The sequence below is a fragment of the Psychrobacillus sp. FSL H8-0510 genome, assembly GCF_038008345.1.
GTDB classification, from domain to species: domain Bacteria; phylum Bacillota; class Bacilli; order Bacillales_A; family Planococcaceae; genus Psychrobacillus; species Psychrobacillus psychrotolerans.
On sequence record NZ_JBBOYZ010000001.1, the window covers coordinates 3,604,451 to 3,620,277 of the forward strand.

At 41.8% G+C, this 15,827-nt stretch carries 12 protein-coding genes, 6 tRNA genes and 3 rRNA genes; 2 read left to right on the forward strand and 19 right to left on the reverse strand.

Annotated features, from left to right (window positions below):
• Positions 1-70: 70 nt before the first annotated feature.
• The 11 genes from rocF to MHI40_RS18375 all read right to left on the reverse strand — a co-directional run bounded on the left by rocF (position 71) and on the right by MHI40_RS18375 (position 7,788).
• A complete protein-coding gene (gene rocF, locus MHI40_RS18325; protein WP_093537353.1) occupies positions 71-970 on the reverse strand; it encodes an arginase in 900 nt (299 codons plus the stop codon).
• 70 nt (positions 971-1,040) lie between these two features.
• On the reverse strand, positions 1,041-1,631 hold the full coding sequence (locus MHI40_RS18330; protein ID WP_245762702.1) for a GNAT family N-acetyltransferase: 591 nt from the start codon (positions 1,629-1,631) through the stop codon (positions 1,041-1,043).
• Between the two features lie 105 nt (positions 1,632-1,736).
• A tRNA-Ala gene (locus MHI40_RS18335) sits at positions 1,737-1,809 on the reverse strand.
• Between the two features lie 18 nt (positions 1,810-1,827).
• Positions 1,828-1,902 (reverse strand) — tRNA-Gln (locus MHI40_RS18340).
• A gap of 6 nt (positions 1,903-1,908) precedes the next feature.
• Positions 1,909-1,992, reverse strand: a tRNA-Tyr gene (locus MHI40_RS18345).
• A gap of 20 nt (positions 1,993-2,012) precedes the next feature.
• A tRNA-Val gene (locus MHI40_RS18350) sits at positions 2,013-2,088 on the reverse strand.
• A gap of 160 nt (positions 2,089-2,248) precedes the next feature.
• Positions 2,249-2,321 (reverse strand) — tRNA-Thr (locus tag MHI40_RS18355).
• A gap of 12 nt (positions 2,322-2,333) precedes the next feature.
• Positions 2,334-2,408, reverse strand: a tRNA-Asn gene (locus MHI40_RS18360).
• 401 nt (positions 2,409-2,809) lie between these two features.
• Positions 2,810-2,925 (reverse strand): 5S ribosomal RNA (gene rrf, locus MHI40_RS18365).
• A 185-nt stretch (positions 2,926-3,110) separates the two neighbouring features.
• A 23S ribosomal RNA gene (locus MHI40_RS18370) occupies positions 3,111-6,039 on the reverse strand.
• A gap of 195 nt (positions 6,040-6,234) precedes the next feature.
• Positions 6,235-7,788, reverse strand: a 16S ribosomal RNA gene (locus MHI40_RS18375).
• The 16S, 23S and 5S rRNA genes sit together here with 6 tRNA genes alongside, the layout of an rRNA operon.
• Positions 7,789-8,081: 293 nt before the next feature.
• Here MHI40_RS18375 and MHI40_RS18380 point away from each other — a divergent pair.
• Positions 8,082-8,741, forward strand: coding sequence for a hypothetical protein (locus MHI40_RS18380; protein ID WP_340764006.1), 660 nt, complete (start codon positions 8,082-8,084; stop codon positions 8,739-8,741).
• Between the two features lie 67 nt (positions 8,742-8,808).
• On the opposite strand, the gene MHI40_RS18385 is transcribed toward MHI40_RS18380, so the two are convergent.
• The gene (locus tag MHI40_RS18385) at positions 8,809-9,486 is read right to left on the reverse strand and encodes a KinB-signaling pathway activation protein (RefSeq protein WP_093537830.1); all 678 of its coding nucleotides are present in this window, start codon (positions 9,484-9,486) and stop codon (positions 8,809-8,811) included.
• A 137-nt stretch (positions 9,487-9,623) separates the two neighbouring features.
• Between MHI40_RS18385 and gerD the strand changes: the two genes are divergently transcribed.
• On the forward strand, positions 9,624-10,226 hold the full coding sequence (gene gerD, locus MHI40_RS18390; protein WP_093537831.1) for a spore germination lipoprotein GerD: 603 nt from the start codon (positions 9,624-9,626) through the stop codon (positions 10,224-10,226).
• A 30-nt stretch (positions 10,227-10,256) separates the two neighbouring features.
• On the opposite strand, the gene MHI40_RS18395 is transcribed toward gerD, so the two are convergent.
• The 7 genes from MHI40_RS18395 to truA form a co-directional block, all read right to left on the reverse strand.
• The gene (locus tag MHI40_RS18395) at positions 10,257-11,309 is read right to left on the reverse strand and encodes an Mrp/NBP35 family ATP-binding protein (protein ID WP_093537832.1); all 1,053 of its coding nucleotides are present in this window, start codon (positions 11,307-11,309) and stop codon (positions 10,257-10,259) included.
• A 78-nt stretch (positions 11,310-11,387) separates the two neighbouring features.
• The gene (locus MHI40_RS18400; protein WP_093538023.1) at positions 11,388-12,101 is read right to left on the reverse strand and encodes an N-acetylmuramoyl-L-alanine amidase; all 714 of its coding nucleotides are present in this window, start codon (positions 12,099-12,101) and stop codon (positions 11,388-11,390) included.
• A 51-nt stretch (positions 12,102-12,152) separates the two neighbouring features.
• Entirely contained in the window at positions 12,153-13,337 is a 1,185-nt protein-coding gene (locus tag MHI40_RS18405) for an MFS transporter (RefSeq protein WP_340764012.1), read from the reverse strand.
• Positions 13,338-13,364: 27 nt separating this feature from the next.
• On the reverse strand, positions 13,365-13,874 hold the full coding sequence (locus tag MHI40_RS18410; RefSeq protein WP_340764013.1) for a GNAT family N-acetyltransferase: 510 nt from the start codon (positions 13,872-13,874) through the stop codon (positions 13,365-13,367).
• A gap of 169 nt (positions 13,875-14,043) precedes the next feature.
• Positions 14,044-14,436 (reverse strand): 30S ribosomal protein S9, encoded by a 393-nt coding sequence (rpsI, locus tag MHI40_RS18415; protein WP_093537835.1) that lies wholly within the window; start codon positions 14,434-14,436, stop codon positions 14,044-14,046.
• A 22-nt stretch (positions 14,437-14,458) separates the two neighbouring features.
• Positions 14,459-14,896, reverse strand: a complete 438-nt coding sequence (gene rplM / locus MHI40_RS18420) for a 50S ribosomal protein L13 (RefSeq protein WP_093537836.1) — start codon at positions 14,894-14,896, stop codon at positions 14,459-14,461.
• Positions 14,897-15,062: 166 nt separating this feature from the next.
• Complete coding sequence (gene truA, locus MHI40_RS18425) at positions 15,063-15,812, reverse strand: tRNA pseudouridine(38-40) synthase TruA (RefSeq protein ID WP_093537837.1); 750 nt, start codon at positions 15,810-15,812, stop codon at positions 15,063-15,065.
• Positions 15,813-15,827 lie beyond the last annotated feature (15 nt).

Genomic DNA, 15,827 nt, shown 5'->3' on the forward strand with positions numbered 1-15,827 from the left:
CAACATGTCCGCTTTTTCTTTTCAGCTATTTAACTTATCTATGAATAATGTTGGTCCCTATATACCCTTCTTAAATAAGGCTTTCTCCTAATAGTGATCCCATTAGTCCTACTGCTACATCAGCTGTTTTATTTTTTTCATCCAAAATTGGGTTTACTTCTACGAATTCAGCAGAAGTGATCATATTTGAAGCATAGAGCATTTCCATTGCTAAATGACTTTCTCGATATGAGATCCCACCAGCCACGGGAGTTCCTACGCCGGGTGTATATAGTGGATCTAAACCATCTAAATCGAGTGAAAGATGCACTCCATCAACCTTACGATCCACAAAATACTGAATGGCTTGTGTCATTACTTCAGACATTCCAAGCTTGTCAATTTCATGCATAGAAAATACTTTAATACCTTTTTCTTTGATCAGTTCACGTTCTCCTGGATCTACCGAACGAGCACCTATAATAACAACATTCTCTGGTTTAATCTTCGGTGCAAAATCTCGAATATTCACTAGCTCCTCATGTCCTAATCCAATACTTACTGCAAGTGGCATCCCATGAATATTACCAGTCGGCGATGTTTCAGCAGTATTTAAATCGGCATGTGCATCATACCAAATAACTCCCAAGTTTTCATAGCGATCTGCCAATCCAGCAAGTGTTCCTATAGCAATACTATGATCCCCGCCAAGGACTATTGGAAAATTGCCTTCCCCAATAATGTCGTGAACTCGGTTAGCAAGTATTGTATTAGCTGCAACCACTTCTTCTAGATTACGTAATTTCGTATTTTGAGATGTCTCTCTTCTACCTATTGCAATATCCCCTACATCATCTACAGAGTGACCAAGCTCTTGAAGTCTCTCCACTACCCCAGCATATCGTATAGCACTCGGTCCCATATCGACACCTCGTCTATTTTGCCCTAGATCCATTGGGACCCCGATAATTGATATATTTAATTTATTCATAATTTTATGCCCCCTTTAGTTCTTACATCTATTGTAAATGCTAGAGGGTGTTTGGCTCAACCAAGCATAATTACGAATATTTATTCATTAATTGAACTAGCTTGTATTTCACTTCCGACCATTCGCTATCTATAATAGAGTAGACAACCGCATTTCGAACAAAACCATTAGATCGTATCCGTTCATTTCGCAGTATACCCTCTTTTACACCGCCAATTCGTTCAATTGCCCTTTGAGAAGATACATTTAACTCATCTGTTTTAAACTGAACACGAATTGTCCCCATTTGCTCAAAGCAATACTTTAACAATAAATATTTACACGTCGTATTTACGTGTGTACGCTGATACTGTTTCCCATAGTAAGTAGAGCCTATCTCGCAACTATAATTTGTCTGGTCTATTCCATAAATACGAGTGGTACCCATAATTTCTTTTGTTTCTGTATTTTCTACTACAAATGCAAGAGCAGTCCCCTCAACATTCATTTGGTGAATACCAACTGCCAACCACTTTTCTAGCTGTTGCTTGTTTTCTATTTTATTTAACATAAATTCAAAAATTTTGGGTTCATACAGTTCCCACAATGCTCCACTATCTGAAGTTAGTAATGGACGTAAGGTTACATCCCCATAGGTTAGTGTCTCAGTCAAATTGTACACCTCGCTTTTTATTTCATCATAAAGGAAAATGCACTATATTGAAAAGTATTTTCACCCACAAAAAAACTCTCTCAACTTTAGGTTGAAAGAGTTTTACTATATTTATGGAGCCTAGCGGGATCGAACCGCTGACCTCCTGCGTGCAAGGCAGGCGCTCTCCCAGCTGAGCTAAGGCCCCAATACTATTTGAAAAAGTTGGCTGGGGTACCTGGATTCGAACCAGGGCATGATGGAATCAAAATCCATTGCCTTACCGCTTGGCTATACCCCATTAAACTGGTGGAGGGGGACGGATTCGAACCGCCGAACCCTAAGGAGCGGATTTACAGTCCGCCGCGTTTAGCCACTTCGCTACCCCTCCAAAGCTAAATTTAAATATTATGGTGGAGGATGACGGGCTCGAACCGCCGACCCTCTGCTTGTAAGGCAGATGCTCTCCCAGCTGAGCTAATCCTCCTGGGTTTTATAAAATCTAGTACGTTATAGCATTCCATCTGGAAAAACTATTATACATTCTGTTGAAAGTATTTTCTTATTTAAATGAAAACCAGACAAGAACTATAATATCATATATCTGACATTAGGACAAGTTTTTTCCTTAAAATAAATTAATGAGAAGCTTCCAACCGGATTTGAACCGGTGACCTCTTCCTTACCATGGAAGCACTCTACCTACTGAGCTATGGAAGCAAAACAAAAAAATGGCTCCGAAGGTAGGACTCGAACCTACGACCAATCGATTAACAGTCGATTGCTCTACCACTGAGCTACTTCGGAACGTTTAATTATTTTAAAGTACAAGTATAATTATAGCAACTCTATTTAAAATTTCAAGCCTGTATTAAAAGTATATTTCAACAACTTATGTTGCTCTAAAATATATATCTTTGACTAGCATATATTTAGGTTTTTTTTACTAATAAAACAGGAATTTATAAATTTTAATCGTTTGTATTCACTAATAGCTACTTAAGAAAAACACGAAAAGTCGTTGCCGACTCTACCAATAACGTTTTTTTGCACGCATTAAAGTCTTCCTAAGCGACACTCGCTCGCTTCTCACGTATACCTACACCTCTAGCCCTCTCTATTTTCTCAGTAACTGCCTGCAGCTTATTTAATTCTGTAAACACAAAGAAATCGTTACCGATATAACTCGGTAACGACTTCTTTTTGGTGCCCAGCGACGTCCTACTCTCACAGGGGGAGACCCCCAACTACCATCGGCGCTGAAGAGCTTAACTTCCGTGTTCGGTATGGGAACGGGTGTGACCTCTTCGCCATCATCACTAGACTCTTTCGGCTTCCAATATACGGCGCATTGCGTTGTCAACTTCATTCGATCTGTCAGTCACGTACGTTAGTACGTTCCTTCCTTCTCTCACTCGTTTCCTAGCACTGCTTGTATCTTGAAACCCTCATAATAGAGTGCTTGTTCACTCAAAACTGGATAAACGACATTGTTACGTTAAACAAAATTTGGTTAAGTCCTCGATCGATTAGTATTCGTCAGCTGCACGTGTCGCCACGCTTCCACCCCGAACCTATCTACCTCATCGTCTTTGAGGGATCTTACTTACTTGCGTAATGGGAAATCTCATCTTGAGGGGGGCTTCGTGCTTAGATGCTTTCAGCACTTATCCCGTCCACACATAGCTACCCAGCGATGCTCTTGGCAGAACAACTGGTACACCAGCGGTGTGTCCATCCCGGTCCTCTCGTACTAAGGACAGCTCCTCTCAAATTTCCTACGCCCACGACGGATAGGGACCGAACTGTCTCACGACGTTCTGAACCCAGCTCGCGTACCGCTTTAATGGGCGAACAGCCCAACCCTTGGGACCGACTACAGCCCCAGGATGCGATGAGCCGACATCGAGGTGCCAAACCTCCCCGTCGATGTGGACTCTTGGGGGAGATAAGCCTGTTATCCCCGGGGTAGCTTTTATCCGTTGAGCGATGGCCCTTCCATGCGGAACCACCGGATCACTAAGCCCGTCTTTCGACCCTGCTCGACTTGTAGGTCTCGCAGTCAAGCTCCCTTCTGCCTTTACACTCTTCGAATGATTTCCAACCATTCTGAGGGAACCTTTGGGCGCCTCCGTTACACTTTAGGAGGCGACCGCCCCAGTCAAACTACCCGCCTGACACTGTCTCCTACCCGGGTTACGGGTATGGGTTAGAATTTCAATACAACCAGGGCAGTATCCCACCGACGCCTCCTCCGAAGCTGGCGCTCCGGGCTCTAAGGCTCCTGCCTATCCTGTACAAGTTGCACCAAAATTCAATATCAAGCTATAGTAAAGCTCCACGGGGTCTTTCCGTCCTGTCGCGGGTAACCTGCATCTTCACAGGTACTATAATTTCACCGAGTCTCTCGTTGAGACAGTGCCCAGATCGTTACGCCTTTCGTGCGGGTCGGAACTTACCCGACAAGGAATTTCGCTACCTTAGGACCGTTATAGTTACGGCCGCCGTTTACTGGGGCTTCAATTCGCACCTTCGCTTGCGCTAAGCACTCCTCTTAACCTTCCAGCACCGGGCAGGCGTCAGCCCATATACTTCACCTTACGGTTTTGCATAGACCTGTGTTTTTGCTAAACAGTCGCCTGGGCCTATTCACTGCGGCTCTTCTAGGCTATGAACCCAAAAGAGCACCCCTTCTCCCGAAGTTACGGGGTCATTTTGCCGAGTTCCTTAACGAGAGTTCTCTCGCTCACCTTAGGATTCTCTCCTCGACTACCTGTGTCGGTTTGCGGTACGGGCACCTTTCACCTCGCTAGAGGCTTTTCTTGGCAGTGTGAAATCAGGAACTCTAGACATACGTCCTCGCCATCACAGCTCAATGTTAAAGAATGCGGATTTGCCTACATTCACACCTTACTGCTTGGACATGCATAACCAACAGCATGCTTACCCTATCCTTCTGCGTCCCCCCATTACTCAAACGGTGGTTTGGTGGTACAGGAATATCAACCTGTTATCCATCGCCTACGCCTATCGGCCTCGGCTTAGGTCCCGACTAACCCTGAGCGGACGAGCCTTCCTCAGGAAACCTTAGTCATACGGTGGACGGGATTCTCACCCGTCTTTCGCTACTCATACCGGCATTCTCACTTCTAAGCGCTCCACCAGTCCTTCCGGTCTGACTTCAACGCCCTTAGAACGCTCTCCTACCACTGATACCAAAGGTATCAATCCACAGCTTCGGTGATTTGTTTAGCCCCGATACATTTTCGGCGCAGCGTCACTCGACCAGTGAGCTATTACGCACTCTTTAAATGATGGCTGCTTCTAAGCCAACATCCTGGTTGTCTAAGCAACGCCACATCCTTTTCCACTTAACAAATACTTTGGGACCTTAGCTGGTGGTCTGGGCTGTTTCCCTCTTGACTACGGATCTTATCACTCGCAGTCTGACTCCCAAACATAAATCATTGGCATTCGGAGTTTGTCTGAATTCGGTAACCCGGGATGGGCCCCTAGTCCAAACAGTGCTCTACCTCCAAGATTCTAACGTTTGAGGCTAGCCCTAAAGCTATTTCGGAGAGAACCAGCTATCTCCAGGTTCGATTGGAATTTCTCCGCTACCCACACCTCATCCCCGCACTTTTCAACGTGCGTGGGTTCGGACCTCCAGTAAGTGTTACCTTACCTTCATCCTGGACATGGGTAGATCACCTGGTTTCGGGTCTACGACCACATACTCATTCGCCCTATTCAGACTCGCTTTCGCTGCGGCTCCGTCTTCTCGACTTAACCTTGCATGGGATCGTAACTCGCCGGTTCATTCTACAAAAGGCACGCTATCACCCATTAACGGGCTCTAACTACTTGTAGGCACACGGTTTCAGGATCTATTTCACTCCCCTTCCGGGGTGCTTTTCACCTTTCCCTCACGGTACTGGTTCACTATCGGTCACTAGGTAGTATTTAGCCTTGGGAGATGGTCCTCCCAGATTCCGACGGAATTTCACGTGTTCCGCCGTACTCAGGATACACTCAAGAGAGAATGAATTTTAGACTACGGGGCTTTTACCCTATCCTGCGGACCTTTCCAGATCGCTTCGTCTAACTCATTCCTTTGTAACTCTATGTAGAGTGTCCTACAACCCCAAAAGGCAAGCCTTTTGGTTTGGGCTATTCCCGTTTCGCTCGCCGCTACTCAGGGAATCGAATTTTCTTTCTCTTCCTCCAGGTACTTAGATGTTTCAGTTCCCTGGGTGTGTCTCAGATGCGCTATGTATTCACGCAAATGTACTGCTCCATTACGAACAGTGGGTTTCCCCATTCGGAAATCTCCGGATCAAAGCTCACTTACAGCTCCCCGAAGCATATCGGTGTTAGTGCCGTCCTTCGTCGACTCCTAGTGCCAAGGCATTCACCGTGCGCCCTTATTAACTTAACCTAAAAGTTAAAAAGTCTTACACGTCGTGATTACGTAAATAATCACAACAGAATTTCTTGTTGTTTATTGTTTCAATGTCGTTTTATCCAGTTTTCAAAGAACAAGCGTTGAATCTTCATATAAAATGAACATTCAAAACTGAACTGCAAAACGTTAAGATACGAATAAAGATTCGTATTCCGATATTATCCTTAGAAAGGAGGTGATCCAGCCGCACCTTCCGATACGGCTACCTTGTTACGACTTCACCCCAATCATCTGTCCCACCTTCGGCGGCTGGCTCCCGTAAGGGTTACCCCACCGACTTCGGGTGTTACAAACTCTCGTGGTGTGACGGGCGGTGTGTACAAGGCCCGGGAACGTATTCACCGTGGCATGCTGATCCACGATTACTAGCGATTCCGGCTTCATGTAGGCGAGTTGCAGCCTACAATCCGAACTGAGAACGGTTTTATGGGATTTGCTCACCCTCGCGGGGTTGCGACCCTCTGTACCGTCCATTGTAGCACGTGTGTAGCCCAGGTCATAAGGGGCATGATGATTTGACGTCATCCCCACCTTCCTCCGGTTTATCACCGGCAGTCACCTTAGAGTGCCCAACTAAATGCTGGCAACTAAGATCAAGGGTTGCGCTCGTTGCGGGACTTAACCCAACATCTCACGACACGAGCTGACGACAACCATGCACCACCTGTCACCGCTGTCCCCGAAGGGAAAAGCCTATCTCTAGGCCGGTCAGCGGGATGTCAAGACCTGGTAAGGTTCTTCGCGTTGCTTCGAATTAAACCACATGCTCCACCGCTTGTGCGGGCCCCCGTCAATTCCTTTGAGTTTCAGTCTTGCGACCGTACTCCCCAGGCGGAGTGCTTAATGCGTTAGCTGCAGCACTAAGGGGCGGAAACCCCCTAACACTTAGCACTCATCGTTTACGGCGTGGACTACCAGGGTATCTAATCCTGTTTGCTCCCCACGCTTTCGCGCCTCAGCGTCAGTTACAGACCAGAAAGCCGCCTTCGCCACTGGTGTTCCTCCAAATCTCTACGCATTTCACCGCTACACTTGGAATTCCGCTTTCCTCTTCTGTACTCAAGTCCCCCAGTTTCCAATGACCTTCCACGGTTGAGCCGTGGGATTTCACATCAGACTTAAAGGACCGCCTGCGCGCGCTTTACGCCCAATAATTCCGGACAACGCTTGCCACCTACGTATTACCGCGGCTGCTGGCACGTAGTTAGCCGTGGCTTTCTAATGAGGTACCGTCAAGGTACGAGCAGTTACTCTCATACTTGTTCTTCCCTCACAACAGAGTTTTACGATCCGAAAACCTTCTTCACTCACGCGGCATTGCTCCATCAGACTTTCGTCCATTGTGGAAGATTCCCTACTGCTGCCTCCCGTAGGAGTCTGGGCCGTGTCTCAGTCCCAGTGTGGCCGATCACCCTCTCAGGTCGGCTACGCATCGTCGCCTTGGTGAGCCGTTACCTCACCAACTAGCTAATGCGCCGCGGGCCCATCCTGTAGTGACAGCCGAAACCGTCTTTTAACATCTCCCCATGTGAGGAAATGGATTATTCGGTATTAGCCCCGGTTTCCCGGAGTTATCCCAATCTACAGGGCAGGTTGCCCACGTGTTACTCACCCGTCCGCCGCTAAATCAGAAGAAGCAAGCTTCTTCGTCATTCGCTCGACTTGCATGTATTAGGCATGCCGCCAGCGTTCGTCCTGAGCCAGGATCAAACTCTCCATAATAGTTCACTTCCAGTATGCAGAGCACATTGAAAGCGAACAAATTAGAACTAGTTTAAAAGCTCATTTTGTTTTGCTGGCATCATCATTAAATGATGTCCAAAATTGTTTTGCTATCATACTAACAAGTAGTTGAAAGCTATGTTTCTTAACGTTTTGCATGTTCAGTTTTCAATGTTCATGTTGTTTAAGTGTCGTCTTGTTTCAGCGACCTTTGTATCTTAACATCTTTTTAACATTAATGTCAACACTAAATCATAAAATTAATTAAAACGATTTGAAAAGGTGTGTGTCCCTTGAAAAAATTAGCTGTATTAGTTGGTTTAGTAATAGTTTTAGGATTGGTTTTATTTAATGTACCAAAACAAATGCCATCGCTGCTCCCTGTTTTTCAGCTCACAGAAAAACCTGCTGTTATTTCAAAAGGTTCGTACGGCAATACAATTACAATAGATTTAACTTTTGGAAGGGATGACGTAGAAAAGTTTGTAACCGAATTACAAGCTCCTTATCCACATTTTTTTATAAGTATCGAATGGATTGAGCGATCTGAGGAAATTATAGAAGTAATGAAAGATAAAAATATACCTATCAGCCTCTTAGGTAGAAATGGATCAACTTATATAGAAAATCCCACTTTGTTTAAAAAAGAGGTTAAACAATTCGAACAAGTAATTGGGGAAAAACCACTGTGGTTTAGAACAATCGATTATGAGTTTCCTATTGAATTACAAAAGGACGCATGGGGACAGGAAGTAAATTTGCTTAGTTCTAGTAAGTACTGGTCCAACAAAGTTCCAAGTTTTGAAAAGGGAGACATTCTATCTATTCCTCTACACCAAAACGAACGTATCGATATTCAACAATTAACAAAGATCGTTCAATCTACAGAAATGATTACCATTGAACAAAATATATTTGGCTTAAAAGTAAAAACTAAAACCTTCCCAAATTAAAAATTAATTAGCACAAAGAAAAAAGTAATATAAAAGTTGCTCCGACAATCAGTCGGAGCAACTTTTATTAGTTCTTAGCAGATGCCGCTTCTCTTCTTTTCTTTCTTCGTTCTTCTAATTTCAATCGATCCACTTCTGACTGCGCATTATATTTTGGCAAAGCCAGTAATTGGTATGCATTCACAGCAAGAATTGGGAATAATAAAAGTGTAACCCAACTATCGACATTATCTGCTCGTACCATTAGTACCGGTAGCCACTCCAAAGTAGAAATGACAATCATAAAAAACAAAGCAGAGATAAGTGCATGCTTTTTGGTTAGATTTGCTTTAACGACTGCTACTACTACTGATGTAATGATTAAGACCGCAAGTAAGATAACGTATAGCCATATTTGAGCAGTAGTTTCTGCATTAGGTCTAAAACGGAACATGATCAAATCAAAAATAACGAATGCAATAATTAATAACTGTACCCAATTCCACAAAGTAAGAGTTCTAAAAATATTTACTCCCATTTGGTGAACGGTTAGATAGGCAAAGAAACCCATTTGAGCAATTACACTTATTGTAAAGCCCATTACTACCATAAAAGCAAAGGCAGCAAAGAATTCACTCCATTGTCCCGCTTCAAAATATACGGAAAAAGCATCATCCCAACGTATAAATAAACCAAAAATACCTGTGATTAAACCACCAATTAACAAGGCATTTAGAAAGAATTTGAACCAATTTCTAATAGTCACTGCAATATTTCCTCCATCTTTTCTATTTCCTTTATAAAGTGTAACAAGCCTTTTAGGAAAAATCTATTTCTTCCTACTGACTATACATATTTCCAAACCAAATGTGAACAATAATCGAAAGGATGGTGAACGGATATATGAAATACTTCGCACTATTATTAATGAGTATTGGATTTCTTGCTAGTTGTAGTTCTCCCGCTGCTCAGCCTTCTTATGAAGAAAACAAAAAAATGTTCATCGATGCTCTACAGACAGAGGATGGTAAAAAAGCGATTCGCACATTATTATCAGATCCTCAATTTAAGGAACTACTTGTATTGGACAGCGAACAAGTGAAAACTTCGGTGGAAGAAACGATGCTTTCAAAAGAAGCAGAGGACTTTTGGAAGGAAGTTTATTCGGACCCCAAATTTTCAGAAACAATGGCTAAGAGTATGGTTAAGCAGCAAGAGGAATTGATGAAAGCCTTAATGAAGGACCCTACTTATTTAAAGGACTTAGAAAGCTTTTTTGGTTCAGCAGAGATGAAAAAAGAATTAGGAAAAGTATTGGAATCCAGCGATATGAGAAAAGAAATACAAAAAGTAGTGGAAGAGACTATTCAAAGCCCATTGCTACAAGCTAAATGGCAAAAACTAGTCGAGGAAGCTGGAGGTAAATCTGAAAAAGGTGGAGCTGAAGGAGGAGGAGGAGAATCAGGGTCCTCTGAAGAAGATAAGAAAAAAGAAGAAGAAAAATAAGGCCGCTCCACTAAGGAAACGGCCTCTTTTTTATGCTTTTTCAATAACTTTTTGTGCAATTTCCAGATAGATTTTCCCTGTATTATGTGTTTCATCATAAACGGATGGAGCAAAATCAATGTCGTTCCAGTCCGGTTGCCCTAAAGGTAGTTGCCCAAGTAATTCAGTACGAAGCTCATCCGCAAGCTTTGGACCTCCACCTTTACCAAACACAAATTCTTTTTCCCCTGTAGATTTAGACTCATACCATGACATATTCTCTATTACACCGAGGATTTCATGGTCTGTTTGAAGAGCCATTGCCCCTGCTCTAGCAGCAACGAATGCAGCTGTCGGATGTGGTGTAGTTACGACGATCTCTTTTGATGTAGGTAGCATTTGGTGAATATCTAAAGCCACATCTCCAGTACCTGGTGGTAAGTCTAGTAGAAGAAAGTCTAACTCTCCCCATTCAACATCTTTGAAGAACTGGTCCAGTACTTTTCCAAGCATTGGCCCTCTCCATACTACTGGTGTATTATTCTCTACAAAGAAGCCCATAGAGATTACTTTAACGCCTTTGCGTTCTACCGGAATGATCCGATCTTCAATGATTTGCGGGATATCTTTTACGCCCATCATATCTGGTACACTGAATCCATAAATATCCGCGTCTACAAGCCCTACTTTTTTACCTAATCGAGCAAGTGCCACAGCTAAGTTAACGGATACGGTAGATTTACCTACGCCACCTTTACCAGAAGCTATAGAAATAATTTTAACTTTGCTGTTTGGAGAAAGAATGTTTTCATTATCACTTTCTTTTGTTTTCCCTCGGAATTGTTCCAGTACCTCTTTAGGTAATTCCTCAAAACGAATACCTACTGTTGCTGCTCCAGCTTCTTTTAAAACTTCCACAACTTTTCCTTGTAGTTGCATTTGTTCAGCAGAATTTATTTTAGCTATAGCTAACTTTACACTTACATGATTTTTTTCTTCTTTAATTGACACTTCGGATATCCCGTTTGTTTCTTCTAATGTTCTATGTAAAAACGGGTCGTTTAATGCTCCTAGCAATGTACGAACTTGTTGCTCATTAATCATCTGTAGACACTCCCCTTAAGTTTAACTATTCGCCTCATAGTATACCATAATAGAGTGTCTACAATACGCTACTTTGTCTTAGTAAATATTATCCTCAACAAATTGAACTACACCTTCAGATATAGCTTCCACCATTTGCTTTTGATACTTTTCAGACTTTAGTAATTCCCGCTCTTCGTTATTACTTAAAAAACCAGTCTCTACTAATACTGCTGGTGCATTTGCTTTCTTCAAAATATATACCTGCTTAATCGCTAGTGCTTCTCGTTCTGTGTTTCCAATCTTTTCTCTAATAGAACCTTGGATAGATTTAGCTAATAATTCTCCACCCGCGTGCCCTTCCGCATGATAAAAGACTTGAGCACCTCTCCATCTTTCCTCTGGAACTGCGTTCACGTGCAAACTTATGACTATGTCCGCCTCTGAGTTATTCATAATTTCTTCACGTAACAATAGGTCGGCAACCTTTCTAGCTCTCGTAGTCGGAAAATCTTCATCCGGCTTGTGCTCAGCTATAGCATCACCTTCTTTGCTGCGCGTCATAATTACTGTTGCACCCTGTGACTTTAACTTTTTCTCTAGCTTCAATGACATAGCGAGTGTTATATCTCGCTCAACTGTATCCCCGTTACTAGCCCCACCATCAATTCCCCCATGCCCTGGATCAATGACAATTCTTACTCCACTCATAGGTTCAGGCAAGAAGAAACCAATATCACTCGCTTTTGTTCCATACACAACTGCAAGAAGGGATATCAAAAACAAAACCAAGATAATTAGCCATTTTTTCAGGTTCATCGCTCCTTTTTCACTCATTATACGTACAAAGGACAAATAGTATGATTAGAATTGTCCACGTATTTTTGAACTATAATAGAACGATGGGATTGCCAGTAAAGTAACTACCGAAATGATGAAAAAGACTAAAGCACCGCTGCTCATCGTATCTAACAGTACTCCACCTAGGCTCGGACCCACTATTCGACCGACAGACTTTACACCGGAAAGAGCGAAGTAAGTACCCTTCTCCTGATCCTCACACATTCCATCCAAATGGATATCGACCATGGTAAATACTAATACTTCGCCAGCAGTAAAAATAACCATCGCGGCTATCAACCATATAATTGAATCACTTTGCCCAAAGAAAAATAATCCCATAGACAATAACCCACTTCCAATCATTAAGGAAGTAGTGGTGCTTATCAATTCTCCAAGCTTGTAAACGAAGTACTGAATGACTAATACAGTAATAGCATTTGTAGTTATGAGCCAAGCAAAATATTGTATCGCTAGTTCATGGTGAAAGGACTTCCCTAAGTATTGACTAAAAGTGGAGTCAAACTGACTATATCCAAAGCTAATAAATATCAATGCCAACACAAAAATTAAAAAACTAGTATCCTTTTTAAAGACATGAAACGAATGAAATATTGACGGGTTCGTTGTGCTGATCGGATTCAGTTTCAACGGGTACCTTTTAAATATAATGATGAAGATCAATATATTAAGTAAGAAAATAAAACCTACAATAAAAAATAAGTTCGCCATTCCATACTGTTGAAAGTATACAGAAGTAAGCGGTGCAATTGCCGCAGATATATTAATCAAAAAGTAACGGATATTAAATATTAACCGTCGATTTTCCGGCTCTGTATATAAACTCAGTAATACTCGATAAGTAGGCTCCACCACTGCTTGACTTACTCCAAGCAAAGCAGCAAATGCGATAAACCCTGAATAATGCTCGATAAAAGGGAAATAAAAATAACAGATTAAATATCCAATGAGCCCAATAATAATGACTTTGTTTTTCGGATACTTATCAATATATGGTCCTACAAAAAAACTCATTACCAAATTGGATAGAGCCAAAGTTGATATAATCGTTCCAATTTGCATGCCCGAGTAGTGGAATTCGTCGAGCAGAAAAAGCGTTAAATAAGGCAACACTAAAAACGTTCCAAAACGAGCAATAAAAATACTAACAAGAATTGTGCTCGTGACAATATTAAATTTGCTTCTCATACATTTCCTCTTTTTCTTTCTATATCATTACTTTTTTTGATATGTATACACACTAACTTCTTTACCCTTTAAGATTACTTCTTTCTCTAAATGCATTCCATTTTTGTTGGCTATACGGATAGACCTGGTGTTTTCCTTCTGAATAAGAGAGATTAGACGCGTTAAACTTAACTGTTCAACTCCTCTGTTAAGTAGGGCACTTGCTGCTTCTATTGCGTAACCATTTCCCCAAAATTCTTTAGCGATCCAATAGCCAATTTCTAGTTCATCTTCTCCATCAATTTGTTGTGGTATTATTCCCGCATGTCCCACTGGAACTCCATCTTTTTTACGAATTAGTAGCTTTAAGCCATACTCTCCATTCTTCTTGTAGTGACTTTGAATTCTTTCTAAAAAGGCATGTGATTCTTCTCTATTCCGCGTATTGCCATTCCCTATATACTTCATCATCTGGGAATCGCTTAACATCGAATATAAAAAGTCCATGTCCCCTTGCTCATATAGACGAAAAATTAATCTTTGTGAGGTAAACTCCATATACTCCTCTCCTTCATAGGTATTATTGTTTTTAAATATACACCTCTCAAAATATACACACAATCACTTTTTAAACAATTAGACAATCGTCTATTTTCCCTAAAGACTAATAAAAAAAGCACTCCCCGAGAAATAATCTCGAGAAGTGCTTTGAACTGATAATATAATATTAACGTTTTGAGAACTGAGGTGCACGACGAGCGCCTTTAAGTCCTGGTTTTTTACGTTCTTTCATACGTGGATCACGTGTTAAGAATCCTGCTGATTTCAATGCTGGACGGAAATCAGGATCTACTGTAAGTAGTGCACGTGCAATACCATGACGGATTGCTCCTGCTTGTCCTGTGAATCCACCACCGTTAACGTTTACGTGTACATCGTAGCTACCTAAAGTTTGAGTAGTTACTAATGGTTGTTTAATAATTTCACGTAAAGTTTCGTATGGTACGTAGTCTTCTACGTCACGTTTGTTGATAACGATATTTCCTTCGCCCGGTACTAAACGTACACGTGCTACTGAACTTTTACGGCGACCAGTGCCGATATATTGAACTTGTGCCAAGTGAATGTCCTCCTCTTAATTATTATCCGCGAAGCTCATATGCTTCTGGTTTTTGTGCTGCATGTGGGTGTTCTGCTCCAGTGTATACATGAAGCTTGCTGAACGTTTGACGACCTAAAGAGTTTTTAGGAAGCATTCCTTTAATAGCTAGCTCAAGCATTTTTGTTGGGTACTTAGTACGCATTTCTAAAGCTGTACGTTGTTTAAGTCCACCAGAGAATTGAGTGTGACGGTAGTAAATTTTGTCATTTAGCTTGTTCCCAGTTAAATGAATTTTTTCTGCATTAAGAATGATCACATGATCACCTGTGTCAACATTCGGTGTGAATGTTGGTTTGTTTTTTCCACGTAAAATAGCTGCAACTTCTGAAGCTAGACGACCAAGTGTTTGGCCTTCAGCGTCTACTACTAACCATTTACGTTCTACTTCGTGACCCTTAGCCATGAATGTTGTACGCATGTATTTTGTCCTCCTAATTCAATCATAATCGATCTAAAATTTTCTATATCCTCATACCAATAAGTTTCGGGGCTTATATTGTGGGGTTAAGAAATACCATACATCATCATACCCCGGAAACAACAATTAGTCAAGCGTTTTTCGTAAAACACCTGGTGATGTTGTTTCATCCACCATACGCTACTTTTTCAAGGTATAAACCGTGTGCTGGCGCGGTTTTCCCTGCTTCCTTTCTGTCACACGATGAGAGGATCTTGGAAATACTCTCCACACTTTTTTTTTGAATGCCAACTTCCCATAATGTACCCGCAATTATACGAACCATATTATATAAAAACCCACTTCCACTAATGACCATTTGAAGTTGTTGAGTTTCTTTTTTCACTTCAAAGTTAATAGAGTAAATAGTTCTCACAAAGTCATTTACATTCGTCTTCGCTGCACAAAAACTTGAAAAATCATGGGTTCCCAGTAAATGTTGAGCTGCTTCCTGCATCAATGCAATATCTGGTTTATAACGATCTGCATGGACGGAAAAATCACGCTCAAAAGGACTATGTATTTCACTAAGTGACCAAATATAACGATACGTTTTTCCAACAGCATGGTATCTGGCATGAAAATCATCCGATACTTGCTCAATCGACAAAATACGAATATCTCTAGGAAGTTGAACATTCAAAGCAGTGCTCCAACGATCTACCGGAAATGTTAGTGGACTATCAAAGTGAATAACTTGTCCTGTTGCATGAACACCAGCATCTGTTCTTCCACTCGCAACTATTTTCACAACTGTGCCTTTATGAATCGTTTCTAAGACACGCTCTATTTCTAATTGAACAGTCCGTTTCCCTGGTTGAATTTGATAACCAGAAAACTGACTTCCATCATAACTAATAATTGCTCGAAGTCTCATCCTACCCCCTCCTCA

Coding starts and splice junctions, on each gene's coding strand:
- rocF (WP_093537353.1), bottom strand. CDS start 970: ATGAATAAATTAAATATATCAATTATCGGGGTCCCAATGGATCTAGGG.
- gerD (WP_093537831.1), top strand. CDS start 9,624: ATGAAATACTTCGCACTATTATTAATGAGTATTGGATTTCTTGCTAGT.
- MHI40_RS18395 (WP_093537832.1), bottom strand. CDS start 11,309: ATGATTAATGAGCAACAAGTTCGTACATTGCTAGGAGCATTAAACGAC.
- MHI40_RS18405 (WP_340764012.1), bottom strand. CDS start 13,337: ATGAGAAGCAAATTTAATATTGTCACGAGCACAATTCTTGTTAGTATT.
- MHI40_RS18410 (WP_340764013.1), bottom strand. CDS start 13,874: ATGGAGTTTACCTCACAAAGATTAATTTTTCGTCTATATGAGCAAGGG.
- rplM (WP_093537836.1), bottom strand. CDS start 14,896: ATGCGTACAACATTCATGGCTAAGGGTCACGAAGTAGAACGTAAATGG.
- truA (WP_093537837.1), bottom strand. CDS start 15,812: ATGAGACTTCGAGCAATTATTAGTTATGATGGAAGTCAGTTTTCTGGT.